This is a genomic window from Bradyrhizobium nanningense (genome assembly GCF_004114535.1).
In the GTDB taxonomy this organism is placed as follows: Bacteria; Pseudomonadota; Alphaproteobacteria; order Rhizobiales; family Xanthobacteraceae; genus Bradyrhizobium; species Bradyrhizobium nanningense.
Map to the genome: position 1 here is coordinate 143357 of NZ_LBJC01000002.1, position 24323 is coordinate 167679.

General features: G+C 65.9%; 19 protein-coding genes. 11 read left to right on the forward strand and 8 right to left on the reverse strand.

Annotated elements, in window-relative coordinates:
* Positions 1 to 315 precede the first annotated feature (315 nt).
* The 4 genes from XH84_RS00685 to XH84_RS00700 are packed head-to-tail and all read left to right on the forward strand — an operon-like array spanning position 316 to position 3669.
* Entirely contained in the window at positions 316 to 831 is a 516-nt protein-coding gene (locus XH84_RS00685; RefSeq protein ID WP_128916670.1) for a winged helix-turn-helix transcriptional regulator, read from the forward strand.
* Between the two features lies 1 nt (position 832).
* Positions 833 to 2095 (forward strand): beta-ketoacyl-ACP synthase II, encoded by a 1263-nt coding sequence (gene fabF / locus XH84_RS00690; protein ID WP_128916669.1) that lies wholly within the window; start codon positions 833 to 835, stop codon positions 2093 to 2095.
* 58 nt (positions 2096 to 2153) lie between these two features.
* Positions 2154 to 2786 (forward strand): LysE family translocator, encoded by a 633-nt coding sequence (locus tag XH84_RS00695; protein ID WP_128916668.1) that lies wholly within the window; start codon positions 2154 to 2156, stop codon positions 2784 to 2786.
* Between the two features lie 7 nt (positions 2787 to 2793).
* The gene (locus tag XH84_RS00700) at positions 2794 to 3669 is read left to right on the forward strand and encodes an alpha/beta fold hydrolase (RefSeq protein ID WP_128916667.1); all 876 of its coding nucleotides are present in this window, start codon (positions 2794 to 2796) and stop codon (positions 3667 to 3669) included.
* A 106-nt stretch (positions 3670 to 3775) separates the two neighbouring features.
* Here XH84_RS00700 and XH84_RS00705 read toward each other — a convergent pair whose 3' ends face one another.
* From XH84_RS00705 to XH84_RS00715, 3 genes are all read right to left on the reverse strand, one after another.
* On the reverse strand, positions 3776 to 4660 hold the full coding sequence (locus XH84_RS00705; protein ID WP_164935890.1) for a 4-(cytidine 5'-diphospho)-2-C-methyl-D-erythritol kinase: 885 nt from the start codon (positions 4658 to 4660) through the stop codon (positions 3776 to 3778).
* Between the two features lie 84 nt (positions 4661 to 4744).
* The gene (locus tag XH84_RS00710; protein ID WP_128916665.1) at positions 4745 to 6541 is read right to left on the reverse strand and encodes a tetratricopeptide repeat protein; all 1797 of its coding nucleotides are present in this window, start codon (positions 6539 to 6541) and stop codon (positions 4745 to 4747) included.
* A 305-nt stretch (positions 6542 to 6846) separates the two neighbouring features.
* Positions 6847 to 8508 carry an electron transfer flavoprotein-ubiquinone oxidoreductase gene (locus XH84_RS00715; protein ID WP_128916664.1) on the reverse strand — a complete coding sequence of 554 codons (1662 nt, stop codon included), beginning with the start codon at positions 8506 to 8508 and terminating at the stop codon, positions 6847 to 6849.
* A gap of 136 nt (positions 8509 to 8644) precedes the next feature.
* On the opposite strand from XH84_RS00715, the gene XH84_RS00720 reads away from it, so the two are divergent.
* A complete protein-coding gene (locus tag XH84_RS00720; protein ID WP_128916663.1) occupies positions 8645 to 9451 on the forward strand; it encodes a uracil-DNA glycosylase in 807 nt (268 codons plus the stop codon).
* Between the two features lie 151 nt (positions 9452 to 9602).
* Here XH84_RS00720 and XH84_RS00725 read toward each other — a convergent pair whose 3' ends face one another.
* The 4 genes from XH84_RS00725 to XH84_RS00740 form a co-directional block, all read right to left on the reverse strand.
* Entirely contained in the window at positions 9603 to 11111 is a 1509-nt protein-coding gene (locus XH84_RS00725) for a glycosyltransferase family 39 protein (RefSeq protein ID WP_128916662.1), read from the reverse strand.
* 246 nt (positions 11112 to 11357) lie between these two features.
* Positions 11358 to 12206: a ribonuclease HII gene (gene rnhB / locus XH84_RS00730; RefSeq protein WP_128916661.1), complete on the reverse strand. Its 849-nt coding sequence runs from the start codon at positions 12204 to 12206 to the stop codon at positions 11358 to 11360.
* Between the two features lie 73 nt (positions 12207 to 12279).
* Positions 12280 to 12735, reverse strand: a complete 456-nt coding sequence (locus XH84_RS00735; RefSeq protein WP_128916660.1) for a VOC family protein — start codon at positions 12733 to 12735, stop codon at positions 12280 to 12282.
* A gap of 22 nt (positions 12736 to 12757) precedes the next feature.
* Complete coding sequence (locus tag XH84_RS00740; RefSeq protein WP_128916659.1) at positions 12758 to 13924, reverse strand: PA0069 family radical SAM protein; 1167 nt, start codon at positions 13922 to 13924, stop codon at positions 12758 to 12760.
* Between the two features lie 220 nt (positions 13925 to 14144).
* On the opposite strand from XH84_RS00740, the gene XH84_RS00745 reads away from it, so the two are divergent.
* The 4 genes from XH84_RS00745 (at position 14145) to XH84_RS00760 (ending at position 21384) form a co-directional block, all read left to right on the forward strand.
* Complete coding sequence (locus tag XH84_RS00745) at positions 14145 to 16559, forward strand: phosphoketolase family protein (protein ID WP_128916658.1); 2415 nt, start codon at positions 14145 to 14147, stop codon at positions 16557 to 16559.
* Between the two features lie 2 nt (positions 16560 to 16561).
* The gene (locus tag XH84_RS00750) at positions 16562 to 17752 is read left to right on the forward strand and encodes an acetate/propionate family kinase (RefSeq protein WP_128916657.1); all 1191 of its coding nucleotides are present in this window, start codon (positions 16562 to 16564) and stop codon (positions 17750 to 17752) included.
* Positions 17753 to 17834: 82 nt separating this feature from the next.
* Positions 17835 to 19763 (forward strand): hypothetical protein, encoded by a 1929-nt coding sequence (locus XH84_RS00755; protein WP_128916656.1) that lies wholly within the window; start codon positions 17835 to 17837, stop codon positions 19761 to 19763.
* 10 nt (positions 19764 to 19773) lie between these two features.
* Positions 19774 to 21384, forward strand: a complete 1611-nt coding sequence (locus XH84_RS00760) for a PEP/pyruvate-binding domain-containing protein (RefSeq protein ID WP_128916655.1) — start codon at positions 19774 to 19776, stop codon at positions 21382 to 21384.
* Here the strand turns inward: XH84_RS00760 and XH84_RS00765 are convergent.
* The gene (locus XH84_RS00765) at positions 21378 to 22217 is read right to left on the reverse strand and encodes an RMD1 family protein (RefSeq protein WP_128916654.1); all 840 of its coding nucleotides are present in this window, start codon (positions 22215 to 22217) and stop codon (positions 21378 to 21380) included. The two genes, XH84_RS00760 and XH84_RS00765, sit on opposite strands and share 7 nt — an antisense overlap.
* Positions 22218 to 22539: 322 nt before the next feature.
* Between XH84_RS00765 and XH84_RS00770 the strand changes: the two genes are divergently transcribed.
* Together XH84_RS00770 and XH84_RS00775 are read left to right on the forward strand one after the other, a co-directional pair.
* Entirely contained in the window at positions 22540 to 23115 is a 576-nt protein-coding gene (locus XH84_RS00770; protein WP_128916653.1) for a glycosyltransferase family protein, read from the forward strand.
* Between the two features lie 62 nt (positions 23116 to 23177).
* On the forward strand, positions 23178 to 24107 hold the full coding sequence (locus XH84_RS00775) for a bifunctional helix-turn-helix transcriptional regulator/GNAT family N-acetyltransferase (RefSeq protein ID WP_128916652.1): 930 nt from the start codon (positions 23178 to 23180) through the stop codon (positions 24105 to 24107).
* Positions 24108 to 24323 lie beyond the last annotated feature (216 nt).

Sequence of the window (24323 nt, forward strand, 5' to 3'; positions counted from 1 at the left end):
CAATCTTCGCCAACCACTCCCTGTGGTTATGGGTCCCGGCGTTCGCCGGGACGACACCGGTGAGATAGGTCCCAGCTGCGTCAACACCGTCATTGCGAGCGCAGCGAAGCAATCCAGAATCCCACCGCGGCGACGGTCTGGATTGCGTCGCTGCGCTCGCAATGACGAATACGGCGCCCGGCCGTCGTGCGCAGTCTCGCATTTCAAATCGCTGCGCAACTCTCGCTATAGCAGCCCCCTCCCGTCCTCCCTCGGCCCGTATCGCTCATCTACAGTCACTTGCATTTTGCAAGTTACTCACCTATCTTCCGCCTCATGCAGCCCAAATCTCCCTCCATCCTGGAATGCCCGGTCGGCCGCGCCGTGGAGACGGTCGGCGAATGGTGGAGCATCCTGATCCTGCGGGATGCGTTTCAGGGGGCGACCAAGTTCGACGAGTTCTCGCAAAGCCTCGGCATCGCGCCGAACATCCTGTCGCGGCGACTTGCCCATCTCACCGCATCGGGCATGTTCGTGCGTCGCCGCTACAACGAACGCCCGCCGCGCTCCGAATATGTGCTGACGGACAAGGCGCGGGATTTCTTTCCCGTCATCGTGGCGCTGCTGGCCTGGGGCAACAAGCATCTCGCGCCCAAAGGCGAGTCCATCGTGCTGGCAAACCGGAGCAACGTTCGCCCGGTCGATCCGATCGTGGTCGACGCTACCGACATGCAGCCGATCACGCTCGCCAATACCGTCGCCGTCCCCGGGCCGCGCGCCAGCCGCGGCATGCGCAAGCACCTCGCTTCACTCAAGGCCATGAACCCGGCCGTCGCGCCGGCTGGAGAATAATATGCGTCGGATCGTCGTGACAGGCATGGGCGCGGTGTCACCGCTCGGTTGCGGTGTCGAACTGTCCTGGCGCCGGCTGCTCGCCGGTCAAAGCGGGCTGCGCCCGCTGCCGGAATGGGCGCAGGCACTGCCGGCGCGCATCGCCGGTCTTGTGCCCGACAAGGCCGACGATGCCGAAGGCGGCTTCGATCCGGCAGAGGCCGCCGCGCCAAAAGACCAGCGCAAGATGGACCGCTTCATCCTGCTCGCATTGCTCGCCACGGCAGAAGCGGTCGCGCAGGCCAAATGGACGCCGCTGGACGCTTCCGCGCTGGAGCGGACCGTGACGATCATCGCCTCCGGCGTCGGCGGCTTCCCGGCGATGGCGGAAGCGGTGCGCATCACCGGGCAGCGCGGGGTGCGCCGGCTCTCGCCGTTCACGATCCCCTCGTTCCTCGCCAATCTCGCCGCCGGCCACATCTCGATCAAATACGGCTACAAGGGCGCGCTGGGCACGCCCGTCACGGCCTGCGCCGCCGGCGTCCAGGCGATCGGCGATGCCGCGCGCATGATCCGCGCGGGCGAAGCCGACATTGCGATCTGCGGCGGCGCGGAGGCCTGCATCGATATCGTCAGCCTCGGCGGCTTTGCCGCCGCGCGCGCCCTCTCGAGCAGCTTCAACGACGCGCCCGCGCGCGCCTCGCGCCCGTTCGATCGGGATCGCGACGGCTTCGTCATGGGCGAAGGCGCCGGCATCCTCGTGATCGAGGAGCTGGAGCATGCGCTGGCGCGCGGCGCTTCGCCGATCGCGGAGATCGTCGGCTACGGCACGACGGCGGACGCCTATCACATGACGTCGGGGCCGCCCGACGGCGAGGGTGCCCGCCGCGCCATGGAGATCGCGCTGCGCCAGGCGAAGCTTACACCGGCGGATTTGCAGCATCTGAATGCGCATGCGACCTCGACGCCGGCCGGCGACGAGAGCGAGCTCGGCGCGATCGCCGCGCTGTTCGGGCGCAACCGCGGCATCGCGGTGAGCGCGACCAAATCGGCCACCGGCCATCTGCTCGGCGCCGCCGGCGGCCTCGAGGCGATCTTCACGGTGCTCGCTTTGCGCGACCAGATCGCGCCGCCGACGCTCAATCTCGAAAACCCCGATGCGGGCGCTGACGGCATCGATATCGTCACCGGCAGCGCGCGGCCGATGCCGGTGCAGCATGCCATCTCCAACGGTTTCGGCTTTGGCGGGGTGAATGCCAGCGTCATCTTCCGCCGCATGGGCTAAACGACGGGCCCTGAACCGGAAGACTTGCAATCGCGGTCCGCTGCGCTACGAAAACAGGATGATCGAAACCAACATCTGGCTGTTCCTGGCCGCAGCCTGTCTCATTGCCGCCGTTCCCGGACCCGGCATCTTCTACGTCGCGGCACGGACCTTATCCGAGGGGCGCGCCAGCGGCTTTGCATCGACCGCGGGCACGGCGCTGGGCGGGCTGGTTCATGTGGTGGCGGGCAGCCTCGGCATCTCCGCAATCATCTTCGCGAGCGCAGAATTGTTCACCGCAGTCAAATTCGTCGGCGCGCTCTATCTGGTCTGGCTCGGCATCAAGACCTTCCGCAGCGCCGGCCGCGCGCTGTCGCTCGGGAGCGAGCCAGCCAGTGACAAGCGCGCGTTCCGCGACGGCGTGCTGGTCGAGGCGCTGAACCCGAAGACCGCCGCGTTCTTCCTCGCCTTCATCCCGCAATTCCTCGATCCCGCGGGACCGAACCCCACGCTGCAATTCGTCATGTTCGGCGCGATCTCGGTGGCGTTGAACACGTTCGCCGACGTCGTCGTGGTGCTGATGGCCTCCGCAACACGCGCCCAACTGATTGGACGGCCGCATCTGATGCGGCGTCTCACCCAGGGCTCCGGCATCTTCATCGCGGGCCTCGGCCTGTCGCTGGCTCTGGTCCGACGGCCGGCGAATGGATAGCGCCGCGATGCTCGCCCCGCAAAGCCGCTTCTACGAGTCACATGGTCTGCGGCTGCATTACGCCGATTGGGGCAATGAGAGCGCGCCGCCTCTCATCCTGATTCACGGCGGCCGCGATCATTGCCGCAGCTGGGACGTCATCGCCCGGTCGTTGCAGCCGCATTTTAACGTGCTCGCACCCGACCTTCGCGGCCATGGCGATTCCGACTGGACCAGGGGCGGCAGCTACGCCCTGACCGAATATGTTTACGATCTCACCCAGCTCATCCGCGTCGTCGCAGCGTCTCAGGTCACTCTGATCGGCCATTCGATGGGCGGCATGGTGAGCCTGATCTTTTCAGGATCGTTCCCCGACCAGGTCTCCAAGCTGGTCGTGCTCGACGGCGTGACCATGCTGCCGGATACGCCGAAGGCCCCAGTGCATGAGCGCATCGGCAAATGGGTCGACCAGCTCGACAAGCTGCACGACCGCACACCCCGCCGCTACACGACGCTCGAGGACGCAGCGGCGCAGATGGTGCTCCACAACAAGCGTCTGTCCCGCGATCTCGCGCTGCACCTCGCCACCCACGGCGCCCGACGGAATGAGGACGGCAGCTACAGCTGGAAGTTCGATCCGTACCAACGCGCCTCGGCGCCGCACCGGCTCTGGCCCGACGATCATGTCGCGCTGTGGGCCCGCATCGCCTGCCCGACGTTGCTGCTCAACGCCGGTGAGAGCTTTCTCGCGGGCGCCAGGGCGGCGGGCCTGGAGCGGTATTTCTCGCAAGCCCGCGTCGAGACGATCGCCGGCGCCGGACACTGGCTGCAGCACGACAAGCCGCAGGAGGTGTTGGGCGAGATCCGACGGTTTCTTGGGTTGGCTGAGGAAAGCGGCGGCTAGCTCGATATCGTAACCCGCATGAGCGCAGCGACATGCGGGACGCCGCAAGAAAGAATCCCGGATATCGCTTCGCTCATCCGGGCTACGCAGTATCGTTTGGAAATACCTAGCTCAACGTCCCCGCATGCACCCACCAACCAGGGTGGTCGCGCCGGATCCTTTCGGCGGCGGCATGCGCTTCGTTTGCCGCGCCATAGATCGCAAAGCACGTCGCGCCGGAGCCGGACATGCGGGCCAGCTTGACGCCGGCGGAGTCGCGCAAGGCTTCGAGCACCTCGCCGATCACGGGCTGGATGCGCAGCGCAGGCGCTTCGAGATCGTTGGGGACGCGTTCGAGCACTGCGACCCAATCGGCAATCGACCCGCCCTCCTCCGGCCAGGCCGGGGCGCGGATAACGTCGGTGACGCCGACCAAGAGTTCACCGTTGCGCAGGCCGAGCTCCTGGAACACGTCCTTTGTGGCGACGGGCACGCGCGGATTGACCATCACGCAAGGCATGCTCGGCAGCTTGAGCGGCAATAGCTGCTCGCCGACGCCGGTCATGTCGCAGGCGCGCGAAACGAGGCACACCGGCACGTCGGCGCCGGTCGCGAGCGCGACCTTCTGCAGCCTGGGATCATCGAGCGACAGATCGTTGAGACGCGCCAACAGCCGCAGCGCCGCCGCGGCGTCGGCCGAGCCGCCACCAATGCCGGCGGCCACCGGCAGCACCTTGTCGAGCGCGAACGCGCCCAGCTTCAGGCCCGGCACCGCCCCGGCGAGCAGCCTGGCGGCCTTGAGCACGAGATTGTCGGACGTATCGCCGCAAGCCGCAGCCAGCGGGCCGGTGGTGGTGAGCTTCAGCTCGCCGCCCGGCTCCAGCGTGAGCCGGTCGGCGCAATCGGCGAACGCGACCACGCTTTCGAGATCGTGATAACCGTCGGCACGACGGCCGACCACGCGAAGGCTCAGATTGACCTTCGCGCGCCCTTCTTCAATCAACGCCGGCATCGGCGACACGCCCCCAACTTCGCTTGATTGGGCGCATGATCTTGTCGGAAAACCGCTCCGCACTTTTCCGGATCATGCGCCAGACTAGCCGCCCTTGCCGTCGTCCTTCTTCTTGTCCGCCTGCGCGGCCGAAGAGTTCGAATTGTCGTCGGTCAGCCCGTTCGCGATCTTGGCCTCGATCTTCGGCAACTCGTCCGGCTCGGGCTTGAGATCGCGGGCGTGCGACCACTGGAATTTGGCTTCCAGCGTGCGCCCGACGCGCCAATAAGCATCGCCGAGATGGTCGTTGATGGTGGGGTCCTCAGGCTTGAGGTCGATCGCGCGCTCGAGATTCTTCACCGCTTCCTCGTAATTGCCGATGCGGTAATAGGCCCAGCCGAGCGAGTCGACGATGTAGCCGTCGTCGGGACGCTGCTCGACGGCGCGCTTGATCATCTTCATGCCTTCGTCGAGATTCACGCCCTGGTCGATCCAGGAATAGCCGAGATAGTTCAGGACATGCGGCTGGTCAGGCTGCAGCTCGAGCGCCTTCTTCATATCGGCTTCAGCCTTGGCCCACTCCTTGGAGCGCTCCTCGCAGATGCCGCGATAATAATACCAGACGCTGTTGGCCTTGTCGTTGCCGGCGGACAACGCATCGATGCCTTGCGAATAGGTCGCGCCGCAGTCGCCGAACTTCTTGCGGCCGCGCTCGATATTGCCGAGCGCCATGATGGCTTCGAGGTCCTTGGCATCCTCCGTGGTGACGCCCTTGAGGATCTTGATCGCCTCGTCGGTGCGGTCGGCGGAATCAAGATCAATGGCGAGCTGGATCTGCGCGTTGCGCTTGAGCGGCGAGCTCGCGGGCACGCGCTCATAGACCTTGATCGCCATCTGCGGCCGCTTCACCGATTCATAGAGATCGGCGAGCGAGAGCAGCGCCAGCGGATGCGTCGGCTGGAGGTAGAGCGAGAGCTGGAGATAGACCAGCGCCAGATCCTCGCCGCCGCGGCGGGTCAGCGTGGCGCCGATGCCGTAGAGCGCTTCGGCGGCGCCGGCCTGGGCGGAATCGACCAGCGGCGGCATCTTCTTGCCGGCCTTGGTGTCGTGCAGGCCTTCCTGGATCAGCGGATGGCGCGCGAGCTTCTTGTCGAAGGCCTGATAGACGGTAGTGGCGGCGGCGGAGTCCTTGTTGCGCGACAGCCAGCGCGCATAGGCCTCGGTCACGCGCAGCATGGAATCGTCGAGCTTGTAGGCGCGCTCGAAGCGGGTGCCGGCGTCCTTCTCCTTGCCGGAGAGTTCGAGGATCATGCCGGCGTGAAGGTCCTTGAACAGCGGATACCATTCGGGACCTGCCAGCTTGTCGATGGTGGCGACACCGCCCTTGGCATCGCCCGCACCATAGGCGGCCCATCCCGACAGCAGCGTGGCGACGAGATCGGTGATCGGACCGCGGATCGACTGGTTGATGTTGGTCTGCGCAGCCGCGTACTTCTTCACCTTGAGATCGTGCACGCCGACGACGAGACGCGCGACGCGGTTGGTCTTGTCGATGGTGAGGACGCGCTCGGCGAGCTTGACGGCTTCTTCGATGTCGCCGTCGGCGACCGAGGAGATGAAGGCGCGGTCGAGCAGCTCGTTGTTCTTCGGATCGGTGCGCAGCGCCGAGCGGTAGAACGCGGCGGCGGAGGCGGCATCGCGCTCGACGCTGGCGTGGCGGGCGGCGAGATAGCTGCCGGCGGTGGTGAGCGACTTCAGATCGTTTCGGCTCGGAAACTGCGCCGCCGTGTCGGAGGGATGATCCGGCGTCTGCGCCAGGACCCCGCCGGGGACGGTCGCGATCGCTGTGCCCATGAGGGCGATGGCGGCAACAGTCCAGCGGTTGAAACGTTTTGAAAACATCAGGGCTCGCCTTGAGTTGGTAGTGCCTGGGTTTACAGCAGAGGGCCGTATCGCATGCGAACGCGGCCGGAGGCATCCGGACCCGGAACCGTCGAGCCGACAATGCCGCTTTTGGCGCTTCGCCGCAAGGATTCGGACCGGACGCCGGCCTCCGAGAGGCCCAAATCAGCCAAGTATCCGGTCATGAGCAGCCCAAGACGCCGCTACTATGGCCTTATCGTGGCCGCGACCGGTAGCCGCGGCCCCATCCTCACGCGAACGTGCATCGGATCACCTTGTGACCCGATCCGCTTGCCCGGCCGCTCTTACATCGCCTCGTAGTTCGGGCCGCCGCCGCCCTCCGGGGGAACCCAGGTGATGTTACCATTGGGATCCTTCACGTCGCAGGTTTTGCAATGGACGCAGTTCTGGGCGTTGATCTGGAAACGCGGCCCCGATCCCTCCTCGATCCACTCATAGACGCCGGCCGGACAATAGCGATTCGAAGGACCGGCGAAGACGTCGTGCTCTGAAGTCTTCTGCAGGTTCATGTCCGTGACCTTCAGATGGACCGGCTGGTCCTCCTCATGGTTGGTGTTGGACAGGAACACGGAGGACAGCTTGTCGAACGAGATCTTGCCGTCCGGCTTCGGGTAGTTTTTAGGCGCGTGGCTCTTCGCCGCGTCGAGCGTGGCGCGATCGGGCTTGGCATGAGACTGGGTGCCGAACAGCGAGGCGCCGAACAGCGTGTTGCACCACATGTCGAAGATGCCGAGCCCGGCGCCGATGAAGGTGCCGAACTTCGACAAGAGCGGCTTGGCGTTGCGGACCGGGTAAAGGTCCTTGCCGACGACGGAGTCGCGCCATGCATTCTCGTATTCGACGAGCTCATCATTGGCGCGGCCAGCAACAAGCGCGGCGCTCACATGCTCGGCGGCGAGCATGCCGGTGCCCATCGCATTGTGCACGCCCTTGATGCGCGGGACGTTGACGAATCCGGCGGCGCAGCCGATCAGCGCCCCGCCGGGGAAGCTCAGCCGCGGCACCGACTGGTACCCGCCTTCGGTGATCGCGCGGGCGCCATAGGCCAGCCGCTTGCCGCCTTCGAGCGTGGTCCGCACCGCAGGATGGTTCTTGACGCGCTGGAATTCGTCGAACGGCGACAGATAAGGATCGTTGTAGTTGAGATGGACGACGAAGCCGATCGACACCAGGTTCTCGTCGTAATGGTAGAAGAACAGGCCACCGCCGGTATCGTTCTTCAGCGGCCAGCCGACCGCGTGCTGGACCAGACCCTTCTGGTGCTTGGCGGGATCGATCTGCCAGACCTCCTTGAGGCCGATGCCGAATTTCGGCGGCTCGCTCTTGGCGTCGAGCGCGTATTTCGCGATGAGCTGCTTGGACAGGCTGCCGCGGGCGCCTTCCGCAAACAGGGTGTACTTGCCGAGCAATTCCATGCCGCGGGTAAAGGAGTCCTTCGGCTTGCCGTCGCGGCCGATTCCCATGTCGCCGGTGGCGATGCCGCGCACTGCGCCACTGTCGTCATAGAGCACTTCGGCTGCGGCAAAGCCGGGATAGATCTCGACGCCGAGCGCCTCGGCCTTCCGTGCCAGCCAGCGGCAGACATTGCCGAGCGAGCCGATGTAGCAGTGATGGTTGTTCATCAGCGGCGGCATGACGAAATTCGGCAGCTTGATCGCGCTGGTCTCGGTGAACCAGAAGAAGCGGTCGTCCTTCACCTGGGTCTTGAGCGAGCAATCGGGATCGTCGCGCCAGTCCGGGACCAGCTTGTCGAGACCCGCCGGATCGATCACCGCGCCGGAGAGAATATGCGCGCCGACCTCGGAGCCCTTCTCCACCACGACGACGTTGAGATCGGCGTTGAGCTGCTTCAGCCGGATCGCGGCCGACAGGCCCGAGGGGCCGGCGCCGACGATGACGACGTCGAATTCCATGGATTCGCGCGGGGGAAGTTCTTCGGTGCTCATCTGATCTCAGCCCTTGAGACGGTCCTCGGTCGTTTGCGCCCCCTTGTTTCCGATTTTTCCGGGCAGGACAACAGCGGAAATGCGTTTCGCTGGGATGCAAGGCGCCCCAAAGTGATATAAAAGTCCGACTTTCCAAATGATCCCCGAACCCGCACCCACCGTCCGAGAGCTTCTTGCCTTCTATCTGGAGGCCGGAGTCGACTGCGCGCTCGCCGAGGAACCGATCGACCGCCTGGCGGAATTGGATGCTCCCCCCGCGACGCCGCGCACGGCAGCTGCGATCGAGCCACCGCGGCCGCTCGCCGCGCCGGCGGTGATGCGCGGCGAGGCCGCGCCTGCTCCCGACATCGCGATTGCCTCCGCGCGCGAGGCCGCGCGCACCGCGCCGACGCTGGAGGCGCTGCGCGAGCTGATGCAAAACTTCGAGGGCTGCGCGCTGAAGCATACGGCGACGCGGCTGGTGTTCGCCGACGGCAATCCGCAGGCACGCATCATGTTCGTCGGCGAGGCGCCGGGCCGCGACGAGGACATCGAGGGCCTGCCCTTCGTCGGGCGCAGCGGCAAGCTGCTCGATCTGATGATAGGGGCCATCGGCCTCAACCGCAGCACCGCCTACATCGCCAACGTGATTCCCTGGCGGCCGCCCGGCAATCGCACGCCGACGCCGCAGGAAACGCAAGTGTGCCTGCCCTTCATCCAGCGCCAGATCGAGCTGGTGAATCCCGACGTGCTGGTGACGCTCGGCAACCCCTCGACGCAGACGCTGCTGGGAACGCGCGAGGGCATCATGCGCACCCGCGGGCGCTGGTTCGACTACGAAACGGGCGCGCGCACCATCCGAGCGCTGCCGACGTTCCATCCGGCCTATCTCTTGCGCTCACCGTCCTACAAGCGGCTGGCCTGGCAGGATCTGCGGGCGATCGCGAAGGTGCTGGCGGGGTAGCGAGCTCTCGTGTCCCGGACGCGGTGCGGCACGCAGTGACGCTCCGCAGAGCCGGGATCCAGAAAGCTACACAGCACCCTAAGGAAGCATGGGCCCCGGCTCTGCAGCGCATCATTTCGTGCTGCGCAGCGTCCGGGGCACGAGACTTACCTTACGTCCCCTTCGGCCGCACGATGGCCCAGCCGATGCGCAGGAGCTGCTGGCGTCCGGTCACCAGCCATTCGAAGGCACGCGGCACTTCGGGCACGATGCCGGGAAAGCGCTTGAGGATGTCCGGCGGCGGGGTGCCGGCGGTGTCGGAAGCGCGCCAGACCACGACGCCGCCGGTCTCGCTGAACTTGGCCTGATTGATCCACGGCGTGCGCGCAGGGTCGGCGTCGATGAAAAGATGGGGCCGGCCGGAATGCAGCGTGATCAGGCTCGCAAGCTGTGTCTCGCCGGCAACTGCGCGGAGGCGCTGGTTGGTGCGGCGGGCAAAGCTGTCGTCGAAGAAGCCCGAGATCGCGCGCGCCGGCATCGAGGTCGCGATCTCCGTGCTGCCGGTCCAGGGCAGCAGCAGGACGCCGAGCACGACGCCGACGGCCGGGGCCACGACGGCCGCGGACCACACCATGCGCAGCATCCGCGCGCGGCGCATCGCAATGAGATCGCCGGCCGCGACCACCACGGCCAGCCCGGACACGACCAGCACGACGCCAGGGCCGCCGACGACGGAGTCGAGCCCGAGCAGGCCGGAGATCAGCACCCCGCCCAGCACCGGGGCCAGCGCGAAGAAATAGACGAAGTTGCGCGCCAGCGGCTCGACCGGCGGTCGGTAGATGATCGGCGGCTCCTCACCCTTGCCGGCAAACAGGCCGGTGTTGAGGAAGGTCAGCGCCGGAATCGCGGCGGCCCCGAGCACGAGGCCGCCGAGCAGCCAGGCCACGTGCAGGGCGCGGGCACTCAGCTCGGAGATTTGCGGCAGGGCCGGCATCGCAAGCGTCTCCGCCCGCATCAGCCAGGCCGCATAGGGCAGCGCCAGCACCGCGACGACGATCAGCGCGAACAGCGGATCGAGCGCGCGCAGCGTCCGGCGGCCGCCGGCGGTCGAGACCGCGAACACGACGAGCAGCAACAGCAGAAAGATCGCCGCGGGCGTCGTCAGCAACAAGAGGCCGGCCTCGATCGACCAGGCAAACCAGGCATTGCCGCGACGCTGGCCGATGATCTGCCAGGAATGCAGCAGCAGCAGCGCCCACAGCGGCCGGGCCAGGACGAGGGGGCCGAAATCGAGCGCCGACGAGGAGAAGGCGAGCACCGTCATGGTCAAGAGCACGGCGAGCACCGCCTGCTGCGAGCCGATTACGGCGCGGGACAGATGATAGAGCGCAATGAAAGTCGCGATCTCGCACAGCTCGGCCAGCACATAGACGCCGAGCATGTGGCCGCCCGCGGCGCGATAGGCGATGTCGGCGAGCCAAACCGGCAAGGGCGGACCGAGGTCGGTGCCGACCTGATATTCGCGTCCGAAAGCCAGGAGCGTCGCGAGGGTACCGGGCGGGCTGCGGTAGAACACCAGCGCCACGAACAGCCACATCGCGGCCTGGAGCAGCACGACGATCCACACGATCAGCCGCGGCCGGGCGCGGATGAGCTCGATGACCAGGGAGGTAAACCGCATGCAACGCCCGAAAGATGCAGCCAACCCATCCAGCCGGCCTATTCGCTCACATCTGTTTTGATAAAGGGCGTCACGCGTTGTGGCAACGACGGTTTGCTCGTCATGCCCGGGCTTGTCCCGCCTGCGCGGGCGAAGCCGCTCCGGCGCGGCGAAGGCCCGGGCATCCACGTTCTTCGTGCAGCAGCAAAGACGTGGATGGCCGGATCAGGCCCGGCCATGACGGAGAGAGAGAGCTGGGTTAGGTACTTAGAGCCCAGCCGACGCGTCGATCTCGACGCTGGCTTCCACCTGCACCTCGACCTCGGTCACCGCAAACAGATCCTGCACCGGCTCGACAGTCCATGGCATGTGCTTGGCGCGCGCGGCCGCGACCGGGGCAAAGAAGCGGCGATGATGGATGGTGGGGCCGAGGCGGTCGAGCGCGTCGAGGTGTTCCGGGACGGCGTAGCCTTTGTGCTGCTCGAAGCCGTAGCCGGGGCAGTCCTGCGCCAGCGCACACATCAGGCGGTCCCGCGTCACCTTGGCGACGATGGAGGCCGCGGCGATCGACAGGACGATGCCGTCGCCGCCGATCACCGCCTCGCAGTCGCATTCGGTATCGAGCCGGTCGCGGCCATCGACGAAGACATGCCTGGGCGCCTCCGGCAGCGCCACCACGGCGCGCTTCAGCGCCCAGAGCGAGGCACGCAGGATGTTGTCGCGATCGATTCGCGAGGGCGAGGCGACGGCGACCGAGACCTGCGCGGTGGCGCAGATCTTGTCGAACAGCCTTTCCCGCTCCTCGGCCGTCAGGCGCTTGGAATCGTCGATGCCGCGCGGGATGCGGTCGGGGTCGAGAATCACCGCAGCTGCCACCACGGGACCTGCGAGCGGCCCGCGGCCGGCCTCGTCGCAGCCGGCGACCGGCCAGACGCCGCGCTTGATCAGCGCGCGCTCGCGGCGAAAGCTTGGGGGAGCGACGGCAATGATACCTTTCTTGCCGGCGGGAGCGACCGTTGCTTTGGCCGCAGCCGTTTTGGCGGGCGCTGCCTTCTTCGCAGCTGCCTTCTGAGGCGCGTCTTTGGCCGGCTTCGTCGCGGACTTGTCCCGAATCATGGCCGCGATCGTGCGCAAGCGGCCCGGCCTGCGCAACCGGGAACCTCTCGCAATTCCCGTTATTCAGGCCGCCCTACACGGCCAGATGCACCCGCCTGTCGGCGCCGACATCGATGCCGGGGGCAACTACGACCTCCCAAGGATGGCCGTCGGGGTCGGCGAAATACCCGGAATAGCCGCCATAATCCGTCTCGTGCGCCGCCTTCACCAGCTTCGCCCCCTTGCCGAGGGCGAAGGCCATGACCGCATCGACCTCCTCACGCGTAGCGCAGTTCCAGGCGAGCGTCATGCCGCGGAAGGCCTGCGGCCTCGGCTGGTCCGGCAACGCCGCGTCGGCCGCGAGCTGATCCCAGCGATACAAGGCGAGCACCGGACCACCGGTGTCGTAGAACGCAACCGCCTCGCCGGTCGCCTTCAGCCGGCGCGAGAAACCGAGCGCGTCGTAAAAAGCGATGCTGGCGCGGATGTTGCTGACGCCGAGCGTAATGACGGTCAGCCGCGGCACCGGCATGTTGAGTTGATTGACCATGCGACGCCTCTTCCACTCCCGATCAGAACAGGCTGAGCTGATCGCCGTTCCGCTTCGGCCGCGCAAAGTGATCCGTCGTCAGCTTGGAGCGCCGCTTGTTGAGGCCGAGCCGCTCGCAGGCGATCTCGAAGCGGCGGCCGATGGTCCAGGCCATCGGTCCCGTACCCTTCATCCGCTCGCCCCATTTCGCGTCGTAGTCGCGCCCCCCGCGCATGTCGCGGATCAGGGTGAAGACGTGACGGTAGCGGTCCGGATAGTTCGCCATCAGCCATTCGCGGAAGAGATCGCGCACCTCCAGCGGCAGCCGCAGCAGCACATAGGAGGCTTCCTTGACGCCGGCATGGGCGGCGGCATCGAGAATGCGCTCGATCTCGGAATCGTTCAGCGCGGGGATCACGGGCGCGACCATCACGGTGGTCGGGATGCCGGCATCCGACAGCTGCTTCAGCGCCTCCAGCCGCTTCGGCGGCGTCGCGGCGCGCGGCTCCATGGTGCGCGCCAGTTTCGGATCGAGCGAGGTCACGGAGATCGCGACCTTGGCGAGGTTGCGCTTGGCCATCCGCGCGAGAATGTCGATGTCGCGCAGCACCAGCGCCGACTTGGTGACGATGCCTACGGGATGGCCAGCACGTTCCAGCACCTCGAGGAGGCCGCGCATGATTTTGTGCTCGCGCTCGATCGGCTGGTAGGGATCGGTGTTGGTGCCGATCGCGATCATCCGCGGCTCGTAACCGGGCGCGGCGAGTTCCTTCTCCAGCAGCGAAGGCGCCTCCGGCTTCACGAACAGTTTCGACTCGAAGTCGAGTCCCGGCGACAGGCCGAGATAAGCGTGGGTCGGCCGGGCGAAGCAGTAGACACAACCGTGCTCGCAGCCGCGATAGGGATTGATCGAGCGGTCGAAGCCGATGTCGGGTGAGTCGTTGCGGGTGATCACCTTGCGCGACGTGTCGACTGCGACCGTCGTCTTGAACGGCGGCAGCTCCTCCAGGCTCTGCCAGCCGTCGTCGAATGCGACGCGTGCCTCGGCCTCGTAGCGGCCGCTGGCATTGGACTGCGCGCCCCGCCCTCGCCGGCGCGCGCGGTCGATGGCGACGCCGAGTTCCGGAAAATCAGAGTCCGCACCCGCCGGCTCGGAGGGCGCCTTGACCGGCGGGTGCTTGAGAGCATGAGAGGATGCTGCTGGACTCATGTAGCCAAGATAGCATGCAAAAAGAACAAATCAAGAACGCAAACAAAGAACTGAAGAACAACCCCATGCAAAGTAGGCGCGCCCAAATTTCGAGCGCGGTCCCTTGACCTCACGCAACATGCCTGTCGCAACGATTCCGTTTGATGCCGTTCGGATCGATCGCGCCGGAACCTCGTTGGTGACGATCGCGGGGCTTCGCTCGGCAACAATCGGCAAGAACATGACAAATCAACAACAATCGGCTGCCGCGAGCAGCAATCTCGATCTGCTCGATCGCTACTGGCGCGCCGCAAACTACCTCTCCGTCGGGCAAATCTACCTGCTCGACAATCCCCTGCTGCGCGAGCCGTTGCGGGCCGAGCACATCAAGCCGCGCTTGCTCGGCCATTGGGGCACGACGCCCGGCCTGAACTTCATCTATGCCCATCTCAACCGCGTGATCGGCGCGCTTGATATCGACGTGATCTATGTCTGCGGCCCCGGCCATGGCGGGCCGGGCATGGTCGCCAACACCTATCTGGAAGGCAGCTACAGCGAGATCTATCCCGACATCGCCCGCGATGCGGACGGAATGCGCAAGCTGTTCAGGCAATTCTCATTCCCAGGTGGCATTCCGAGCCACGCCGCGCCGGAAACGCCCGGCTCGATCCACGAAGGCGGCGAGCTCGGCTACGCGCTGGTGCACGCCTATGGCGCGGCGCTGGACAACCCTGATTTGATCGTCGCCTGCGTGGTCGGCGACGGCGAGGCCGAGACCGGCCCGTTGGCTGCGTCCTGGCACTCCAACAAGTTCATAAATCCCGCCCATGACGGCGCGGTGCTGCCGATCCTGCATCTCAACGGCTACAAGATCGCCAATCCGACCGTGCTGGGCCGGATGCCGGACGCCGAAATCCGCGATCTCTTTCGCGGCTTCGGCCACGAGCCGCTGTTCGTCGAGGGCGACAATCCCAAATTGATGCACCAGGCCATGGCGGACGCGCTCGACGTCGCGCTCGTCAGCATCCGTTCGATTCAGCAGCACGCACGCGACGGGCGCGGAAGCGTCGAGCGGCCGCGCTGGCCGATGATCGTGCTGCGCAGCCCGAAGGGTTGGACCGGTCCGAAAGAGGTCGATGGCAAGAAGGTCGAGGGCTTTTGGCGCGCCCATCAGGTCCCCGTCGCGGGCTGCCGCGAAAATCCGGCGCACCTGAAAGTGCTCGAAGACTGGATGCGCAGCTACGAGCCCGAAAAACTGTTCGATGCGAGCGGCGCCCTCGTTCCCGAGCTTCAGGCGCTCGCGCCTCATGGCGGCCGCCGCATGGGCGCCAACCCGCATGCCAATGGCGGCCTCCTGAAGAAAGAGCTGAAGCTGCCGGACTACCACAGTTTCGCGATCGAGGTGCCGCGGCCTGGCGGCGTCGTGGCCGAAGCGACGCGCGAGCTCGGCAAATTCCTGCGCGACGTCATCAGCCTCAACGCGAAGGAGCGCAACTTCCGTATCATGGGCCCGGACGAGACCGCGTCAAACCGGTTGGATGCGGTGTTCGAGGCGACCGAACGCGTCTGGATGGAGCCGATCGAATCTTACGACGTGCATCTCGCGCAAGATGGCCGCGTCATGGAGGTGCTGAGCGAGCATCTCTGCCAGGGCTGGCTCGAGGGCTATCTGCTCACGGGCAGGCACGGCTTCTTCTCCTGCTACGAGGCCTTCATCCACATCGTCGATTCCATGTTCAACCAGCACGCCAAATGGCTGAAGGTCACGCGCGACCTGCCATGGCGGCGCCCGATCGCCTCGCTCAATTATCTCCTGACCTCGCATGTCTGGCGTCAGGATCACAACGGCTTCAGCCATCAGGACCCCGGCTTCGTCGATCTCGTCGCCAACAAGAAGGCCGACATCGTCCGCATCTACTTCCCGCCGGATGCCAACACGCTGCTGTGGATCGCCGACCATTGCCTGCGCACCTACAACCGCATCAACGTCATCGTCGCCGGCAAGCAGCCGGCGCCGCAATGGCTGTCGATGCGGGACGCCGCCACGCATTGCGATGCCGGGATCGGCATCTGGAGCTGGGCGGGGACGGAGAAAGCTGGCAGCGAACCGGACGTCGTGATGGCCTGCGCCGGCGATGTACCGACGCTGGAGACGCTCGCCGCCGTCGACCTCTTGCGCAAGGCACTTCCGGATTTGAAGATCCGCGTCGTCAACGTCGTCGACCTCATGACGCTGCAACCGAAGGATCAGCATCCGCACGGCCTGTCCGACCGCGACTTCGACAGCCTGTTCACGCGCGACAAGCCTGTCATCTTCGCCTATCACGGCTATCCCTATTTGATCCATCGGCTGACCTATAACCGCACCAACCATAGCGGCATGCATGTGCGCGGCTTTGCCGAGGAAGGCACCACGACGACGCCGTTCGACATGGTCGTGCTCAACGAGCTCGACCGCTACCACCTCGCGATCGAGGCGATCGAGCGCGTGCCCGGACTCGCGGCCAAGGCCGCGCAGGCCAAGCAGCAGTTCCGCGACAAGTTGATCGAGCATTCGCGCTATGTGCGGGAGCACGGCGAGGATATGCCGGAGATCCGCGACTGGGTCTGGTCCAACAGTTCCGGCGGCAACACGCCTTCCGAAGCCGGCGACTAGCCATGTCGGACACAGTCCTCGTCCTCAACTCGGGATCGTCGAGCATCAAGTTCGGCCTGTTCGACATCTCGGCGGCTGAGCCCATCCTGCTTTGCAAGGGCCTGCTCGACGAGCACGAGGCAAATCCCCGCCTCGTCGTCAAGAGTCCGGCGGGCGAAGACCTGTTCGCGACACGAAAGGAGGCACCGGATGCCGACGGCGGCCATTTGTTCGCCGAGGTGCTCGCCTTCATCGAGGAGAGGTTCGGCACACACAGCCTGCGCGCCGCTGGTCACCGTATCGTCCACGGCGGACCGGATTATTCAGGTCCGGTCGCACTGACCGACGAGGTCACCGCGAAGCTGGCGGCATTGACGCCGCTGGCGCCGCTGCACCAGCCGCGGAGCCTCGCGCCCGTTCGCGCGCTTGCGGCGATCCGGCCTGAGCTGACGCAGATCGCCTGCTTCGACACCGCCTTCCACCATGGCCTCGCGCCGCCCGCACGCCGCTTCGCGATTCCGCGGCGCTATGAGCAGCGCGGCGTCCGACGCTACGGTTTCCACGGCCTCTCCTTCGAATATGTCGCAGGCCGCCTTGCCGAGATTGCGCCGGAGCTCGTCGCCAAGCGCAGCGTCATCGCGCATCTCGGCAACGGCGCCAGCCTGTGCGCGTTGCGCCACGGCCGCAGCGTCGACACCACGATGGCACTGACGCCGCTGGACGGTCTCGTGATGGGCACCCGATGCGGCACGATCGATCCCGGCGTGCTGCTCTATCTGCAACAGCACGAGAAGATGTCGGTGGAGCAGGTCCAGCACCTGCTCTATCACGAGTCCGGTCTCCTCGGCGTCTCCGGCATCTCTGCCGACATGCGAACGTTGCTGGCGAGCGGTGAGGTCGGAGCGCGGGAGGCTGTCGATCTCTTTACTTTCCGCGCGGCGCAGCAAGTCGCGATGATGGCCACCACACTCGGCGGGCTCGATTGCCTGGTCTTCACCGGCGGCATCGGCGAGCACGCCAAGGAGATTCGCAGTGCGATCTGCGAGCGGCTCGGCTGGCTCGGCGTGCACATCGATGCTGCGGCGAATGACGCGGCGCGCGAGCGCATCAACAGCGGCGGCAGCGCTGTCGATGTGTTCGCCATCCCGACCGATGAAGAGATGACGATTGCGCGGCATTGCGCTGCTCTGATCCGCGAACGTCACGTCACGTGACATTTTTATGAATGATCTGCCGCAATGATGCCGCCGCGGTTTCGCGGCATAGAGAGCGCATCAATCATCGAGCGGATGGATCATGAAGACCCACATCATCGAAGAGCTCGGACAAGGCGGCATCCTGCTGCCCGCACTGGTGGCAGAGGGGCTCGCCGCCAACGACCGCATCAAGGTGCGGATGAGCGCACTGCAGGCGGCAGCCCAACATGCGCAAGACCCGGACCGGCCCGCAAGTGACCTTGGCGTCGAAAGCCGGACTGCGGGCATCGCCCCCGCCGGGATCGCGGCGCTGATCGGCGGCGCACATCTGATCGGACAGGGCCGGCTCGCAGCCCCTGATCTTGCGACGCTGATGCAGGAGATTTCGGACGATACGGCGACCATGATCCGCGCCGTCGGCGCTGGCGCAGCGAGCGAAGGCGAGCGAGCGCAGGCGCGCCTCGACACGATCCGCGCGGCCGGCCTGCTAGACCCCGCCGGGGAGATCGCGATGTCCCACATCGCGCGTCTGACCGGCGTGGCTGATGCAGGCGGCGACAGCCTGCATCGACTCGTCATGGATCTGCACAAGCAGCTCAACAGGCTGGCAACAAGTTGCTCGGAAGAGGCGCTTGACGGCGCCCACGTCTTCGGCCTGCACAGCGAGGACCGGCCGGCTGTCGCTGCTTTCATGAAAGGCCTGAACGCGACGCGCGGCCTCAAGTTCAATCATCCAGGCCTCGATACCATGGCCACGCGCGCCGATGGCCGGCTGCTGATCCAGAACGACATCGGCACTACGGACGCCCATGTCGTCGTGATCGCGGTGAAGAAGAACGCAGTCACGGTCACCTACACCGACGTGCATCTGGCACGCGCGAAATTCTTCATTTCCCTGTTCGACAAATTCGAGGCGATTTGGAGCGGGCTCGATCGTCACACCGCAGGTGGCCTCGGCAAAGACAATTCCTTCTATCTCGTCACCGGCCAGTATCAGGCCGGAAACGCCGCCGATCGCAACGAATTCCTCGCGACGGTCGGTGCCGCGCTGGTCTTTCTGATCGACTGGAATAAGGCGCGCAAGCTGCTCAGAACCTGGGTTGCCAAGGAGGACGCGGCACACATCCTGGAATGGGCTGCGGGTCAGCGGATCGGCCATCGCGGCTTTCTCGAGCTTGGCGGCAACGATCTGCTGGGTTCGGCGGTCCGGAACGCCGCCCCGACGCGGATCGGCTTCGGCGAGCGGCTCGACCAGGCGCTCGGCCGCAGCGCCGCGATCGATTTCCTGAAGGCGTCGCTGCGCGCCTCCACCGAGGCATTGCTCGCGGGCCGCTCGGTCCGGACGGTGCGCGACCAGATCGAAGCTGATCTGATGCGGCACCTGGATCGCGTCGATGGGGCTTTGCTGGCAGCGGTGTTGCGTCAGATCGGCCTCGCCCAGGATCTGGTCGCGGCGATCTCGCGCCATCTCGCCGCGTTGCGGGCCGGTCAGGCTGCCGACGGACGGCTGCTGACGCAGCGCTGCGGCGCAATCGAGCGGAAGGCGGACAGAATCGCCTTCGAGAGCCGCAACGAGGTCGACCGCCTCAATGCGCGGCCGCTGATCGGACAATTGATCGATCGCGCCGAGGAAGCCGTCGACGAACTGGAGCAGGCCGCATTCATCGCCTCGCTGATGCCGGAGAAGACCGATCCAGCCCTGCTGACATCGTTGGCTGAACTTTGCGCGGTGGCGGCGACCGCGACCGAAGTCGCCGCGAGCGGCGTCGCCGCCGCGATCGACGTGCCGGAGGGACGGCACGCCGATTCGGAGGACGCGCTCTCCGCTGTGACCCGTCTGATCGATGCCGAACATGCCGCCGACGACCGCGAACGTGCGACGACGGCACTGGTCTTCTGCGGCGGCTTCGACGTCGCGACCTCGCTGTCGGTGATCGAGCTCGCTCGTGCCGTCGAACGCGCCACCGACCGCTTCGCCGCGTTCGGTCATCTGCTCCGCCGTCATATCATGATCGATCTCGCAGCTTGAGGAAGCCAAAATGCATATCGTACGTATCGGCGCTGAAGCTTCCGAATTGCGGCCCGCCGAGGAGATCGGCGCCAAGGCCGCCAACCTCGCCCGCATGGCGGCGCTGGGCCTGCCGGTGCCGCCAGCCTTCGTGTTACCGGTCAAGCTCTGCGCCGACGTCATTGCCGGCCATGCGCACGCCACGCGGCACCTGCGCGATGGCTTGGCGGAGGGAATCTCGTTCCTGGAGAGCGCCACCGGAAAGCGCTTCGGCGACCGCCGGCAACCGCTCCTGGTATCGGTGCGCTCGGGTTCGGCGCGATCGATGCCGGGCATGCTCGACACCGTTCTCAATGTCGGTTGCACGCCCGATGCCGTGCATGGCCTGATCCGTGCGACCGGCCGACCGCGGCTCGCCTGGGATTGCCGGCGCCGTTTCCTGGAGAGCTTCGGCGAGACCGTGCTCGAGATCGACCAAGCCGCCTTTGCCGCGCACATCTCGGAACTCGTCGCAGCCGAATACGCCGGCAGCGACCGCGAGCTCGACAGTGAAGCGCTGGAGCGGCTCGCCAGCCGCGAGCAGACGCTGATCGAGGATCGCGCCGATGGCTCGCTGGAGGATGCCTTCGCGCAGCTCGAGGCCGCAGCCCAGGCGGTCTATCGCTCCTGGACGAGCGAGCGAGCGCAGACTTATCGAAGCCTCCAGCACCTCGAAACGCTCGAGGGTACCGCCGTGACCGTGCAGGCGATGGTCTTCGGCAATAGCGGTCTTGCCTCCGGCGCAGGCGTGGCCTTTTCGCGCGATCCGTCGACGGGCGCATCGCGCCCAATGATCGACCTCGTGCTCGATGCGCAAGGCGAAGACGTCGTTTCCGGAAAGCGCGCACCCGATACGGCCGAGGCGATCGCGCGCGAGTTGCCGAAACTGGAATCGGAACTCGGCGATATCCTGAGGCAACTGGAGCTCGCATTCGCGGATGTTCAGGATGTCGAGTTCACGGTCGAGAACGGTAGGCTCTGGATCCTCCAAACCCGGACGGCCAAGCGCACGCCGCGCGCCGCCGCAAGGATCGCGATCGACTTCGTGCACGAAGGGCTGATCTCGAAAGACGAAGCATTGGGGCGGATTGCGGAGATCGACCTCACCTCGCTCGCCGAGACCCATTTGGTTTCCTCGGGCAAACCCGCTACGACCGGCATCGGCGCATCCGGCGGCATCGGTATTGGACGGGCGGCGTTCTCGTCCGAAAGCGCTCAGCGCCTGTCGGCCGCGGGCGAGCCGGTCATCCTGCTGCGTCCCGATACCAGCACAGCCGATGTCGCCGGCTTCGCTCTGGCCGCCGGCATCGTCACTGCGGTCGGTGCGCGCACCTCGCATGCAGCCTTGGTGGCGCGGCAAATGGGCAAGCCGTGCGTGGTCGGCTGCCGTGAGTTGAAGATCGACCCTGTCGCGAAGCGGGCTCAGCTCGGAAATGCCGCTCTCGCCGAAGGCGAATGGATTACGATCGAAGGCGACGCCGGGGCTCTCTATCTCGGACGCTGCGAGACGATCCGGACGCAGCCCGAAGCCGAGCTTGCCGAGATCGCCGCGTGGAAGGCCCAATCCGGCCGACATGGCAGGCTCGCCGCCGCGCCTCAGTGAGTACCGGTCAGGATCTGAAGACATCCGATCGCGATCTCGATCACGATCAGCACCACGACGGCGATTTCGAGGCGGAGCGAGCGCTGGGTGTCGATGATGTCGGTCAGCGCGTTGGCGGTCTCCGACACCGCGGTGAGCTTGCGCTCGAGCGTGTCGAGGCGCTCCTTCAGCTCGTACTCGTCCTCGAGACGGGAATAGAGCCGGTCGAGCTCGGGCTTCTCCCAGAGCACGTCGGGCTTCTCGGCGATCGCGACGCGGCCGGCGACGCGCTGCTGCACCAGCAGTGCGTTGCCGATCAGTTGCAGGATGCCCTTGCGCCGACGCGGCGTGCGGCCACGTTCGGCAAGCTCTCGCGCAAAAGGTTCGATCACATCGAACACCGCCGCGACGCGGCGCTCGTCGCGCGCCAGCGACGTGCTCTTGGCCAGCGCATCCGCAACCAGCAGCAGCCGGTCGTCGGAGAACTTGGCGAGGCAGATCGGCCCGCCGGGCTGGATCGCCTCGGCGGCCTCGTCGTTGCAGAGCTGCGCCTGTGCGATCTCCTCCTCAAAGGGGCTGAGCTCTCCGGTCACGCGTGACTTCAGGTTGTCGATGAGAACCTTCTCTTCCGAAGGCAGCAGGCCGATCAGCACCACGACGCCGTAGCGGAAGATCACGGCAAGACCGGCATGGACACGGAAGGCCGCCGGCGTGGACGAGACCAGCGCCCCGATCTCCAGGCCGGAAGCATTGATGCGGTCCCCCAGCATCAGCGCCCGGATCCGCAAGCTCGGCGCGGCCTCCTGCTTCGGCGATGTTGTCGCCGCGCCAACAGCGAGTTGATCGGCGTTCATGTGAAGCCTCCGCCGGCACCAAAGTCACACATTTTCCTGCTCCAGCCTTTCTCGCAAGGCGCACCTTCTGCCGAAGTCGTTGCCGCGCGCTGCGCAGCGTCGCCGTAAAACCACGGATGGACTACCCGCGGGATGAGCTCGTGCCGGAACATTCGGCAATATTGCCAGCCTGCTTGTGACACAAACGGCTACGGTGACCGGTTGCGATTTACCATCCATGCCGAAGCGCCGCCAGAAAGTTGCACTCGGCAACGCGACCGGTTTATGACAGCATTGTAGCGAGCTACGCTTCTCCCGAAATGCAGACACTGAAGCCTCAATCATGCTGAGCGTCATCATTCCGACCGAAGGCGTCGAGCAGACGGCGGTGGCGACTCTGGCCGCGCTGGTGCCCGGAGCCGCCGCCGGAATCGTCCGGGAAGTGCTCCTGGTCGACGGCACCCGCAACGGCGTCATCGAGCGCGTTGCCGACGTCGCAGGCTGCCGTTTCGTCGGCTTCGAGGGATCCTCGCAGGGCGCCGCGCTCGCGGCCGGCGCGCTCCAGGCGCGTTCGCCCTGGTTGATGTTCCTGCCTGCGGGCGCCGTGCTGGAAACCGGCTGGATCGAGGAAACCACCCAGTTCATCCAGGCCGTTGCGACCAGCGGACGGGACCGGGCCGCGGTGTTCCGCTATGCGCGCTCGCCCTATGCGGATACTGGATTGCGCGACATCCTCCGGGCCGTGGCACGCGGGCTGATCGGCCCGCTCGGCGATCAGGGGCTTCTGATTGCCCGTGGCCATTACGACCGGGTCGGCGGCTACCCGCCGCAGGCCCGCCGGTCCGAGGCGCAGCTGCTCCGGCGGCTCGGCCGCTCGTCCCGGACCATGCTGCGCAGCCGGATCGTCATGGTCGGCTGAGGCCCTCCGACACTTGCCAAAGTCAAATAATTATTTGACAGTGGCAAGTATCGAGGTGACCCATGCAAATCAACGATACCGACGACCACGTTGCAGCAGTCCGCGCGTTCAACCGCTTCTATACCCGCAAGCTTGGTGTGCTCGACCAGCATCTCGGAAAGAGCCCGTTTTCCCTCAGCGAGGCCCGGGTGCTGTATGAGCTCGCGCATCGCGACGATCTGGCGGCAAAAGAGATCGGCAACGAGCTTGGTCTCGACCCCGGCTATCTCAGCCGCATCGTCCAGAGCTTCGATGAAAAGGGGCTCATCACGCGAAGGCCCCTGCCCGCAGATCGCAGACAATACCAACTCAGCCTCACCGCCAAGGGCCGCCAGACGTTCGCCAAGCTGAACCTGAGCTCGCAGAACGAGGTCGCCGCAATGCTGGCTCAGCTTTCGGCCAGCGACGCATCGCGGCTCACGCAGGCCATGGCGACCATCGAGTCCGTGCTGGAGCAACGCCGAACCCAGCCCGCGGCTTTCATGCTGCGCAGCCATCGCGTCGGCGACATGGGCTGGGTCATCTCCCGACAGGGTGCTGCCTATGCCGCGGACTACAATTGGGACATCAGCTACGAGGCTCTGGTCGCCGAGATCTGTGCACAGTTCATCAAGAATTACGACGCCGCGCGCGAGCACTGCTGGATCGCGGAATTGGGCGGCGAGCCGGTCGGCTCGGTCTTTCTGGTCAAAGCCACGGACGAGATCGCCAAGCTGCGCCTGTTGCAGGTGGAGAAGAAGGCGCGGGGGCTCGGCGTCGGCCGCGCACTGGTCGAGCAGTGCATCCAGGGCGCACGCGAGCGGGGCTACAGCAAGATGACGCTGTGGACCCAGAGCATCCTGGTCGCCGCACGCGGCATCTACAAAAGCGCCGGCTTCAAGCTCGTCGTCACCGAGCCGCATCACAGCTTCGGGCAGGATCTGATTGGCGAGACCTGGGAGCGGGATCTGTGATCATCTCGCAACGAGCACGATGCGCATGACTGTGCCCTCGCCCCTTGTGGGAGAAGGCAGCAGAGGGATCGTAGGGTGGGCAAAGGCACGCTCTTCGCGCGCAGTGCCCACCACCTTTCAGCAATGGGCAAAATCGAGGGCACGCTTCCGCCTTCGCTCTTCGAGCTACGGCGGACAAGTCGCTTTGCCCACCCTACGAGGCTGTCGGCGTGGAGC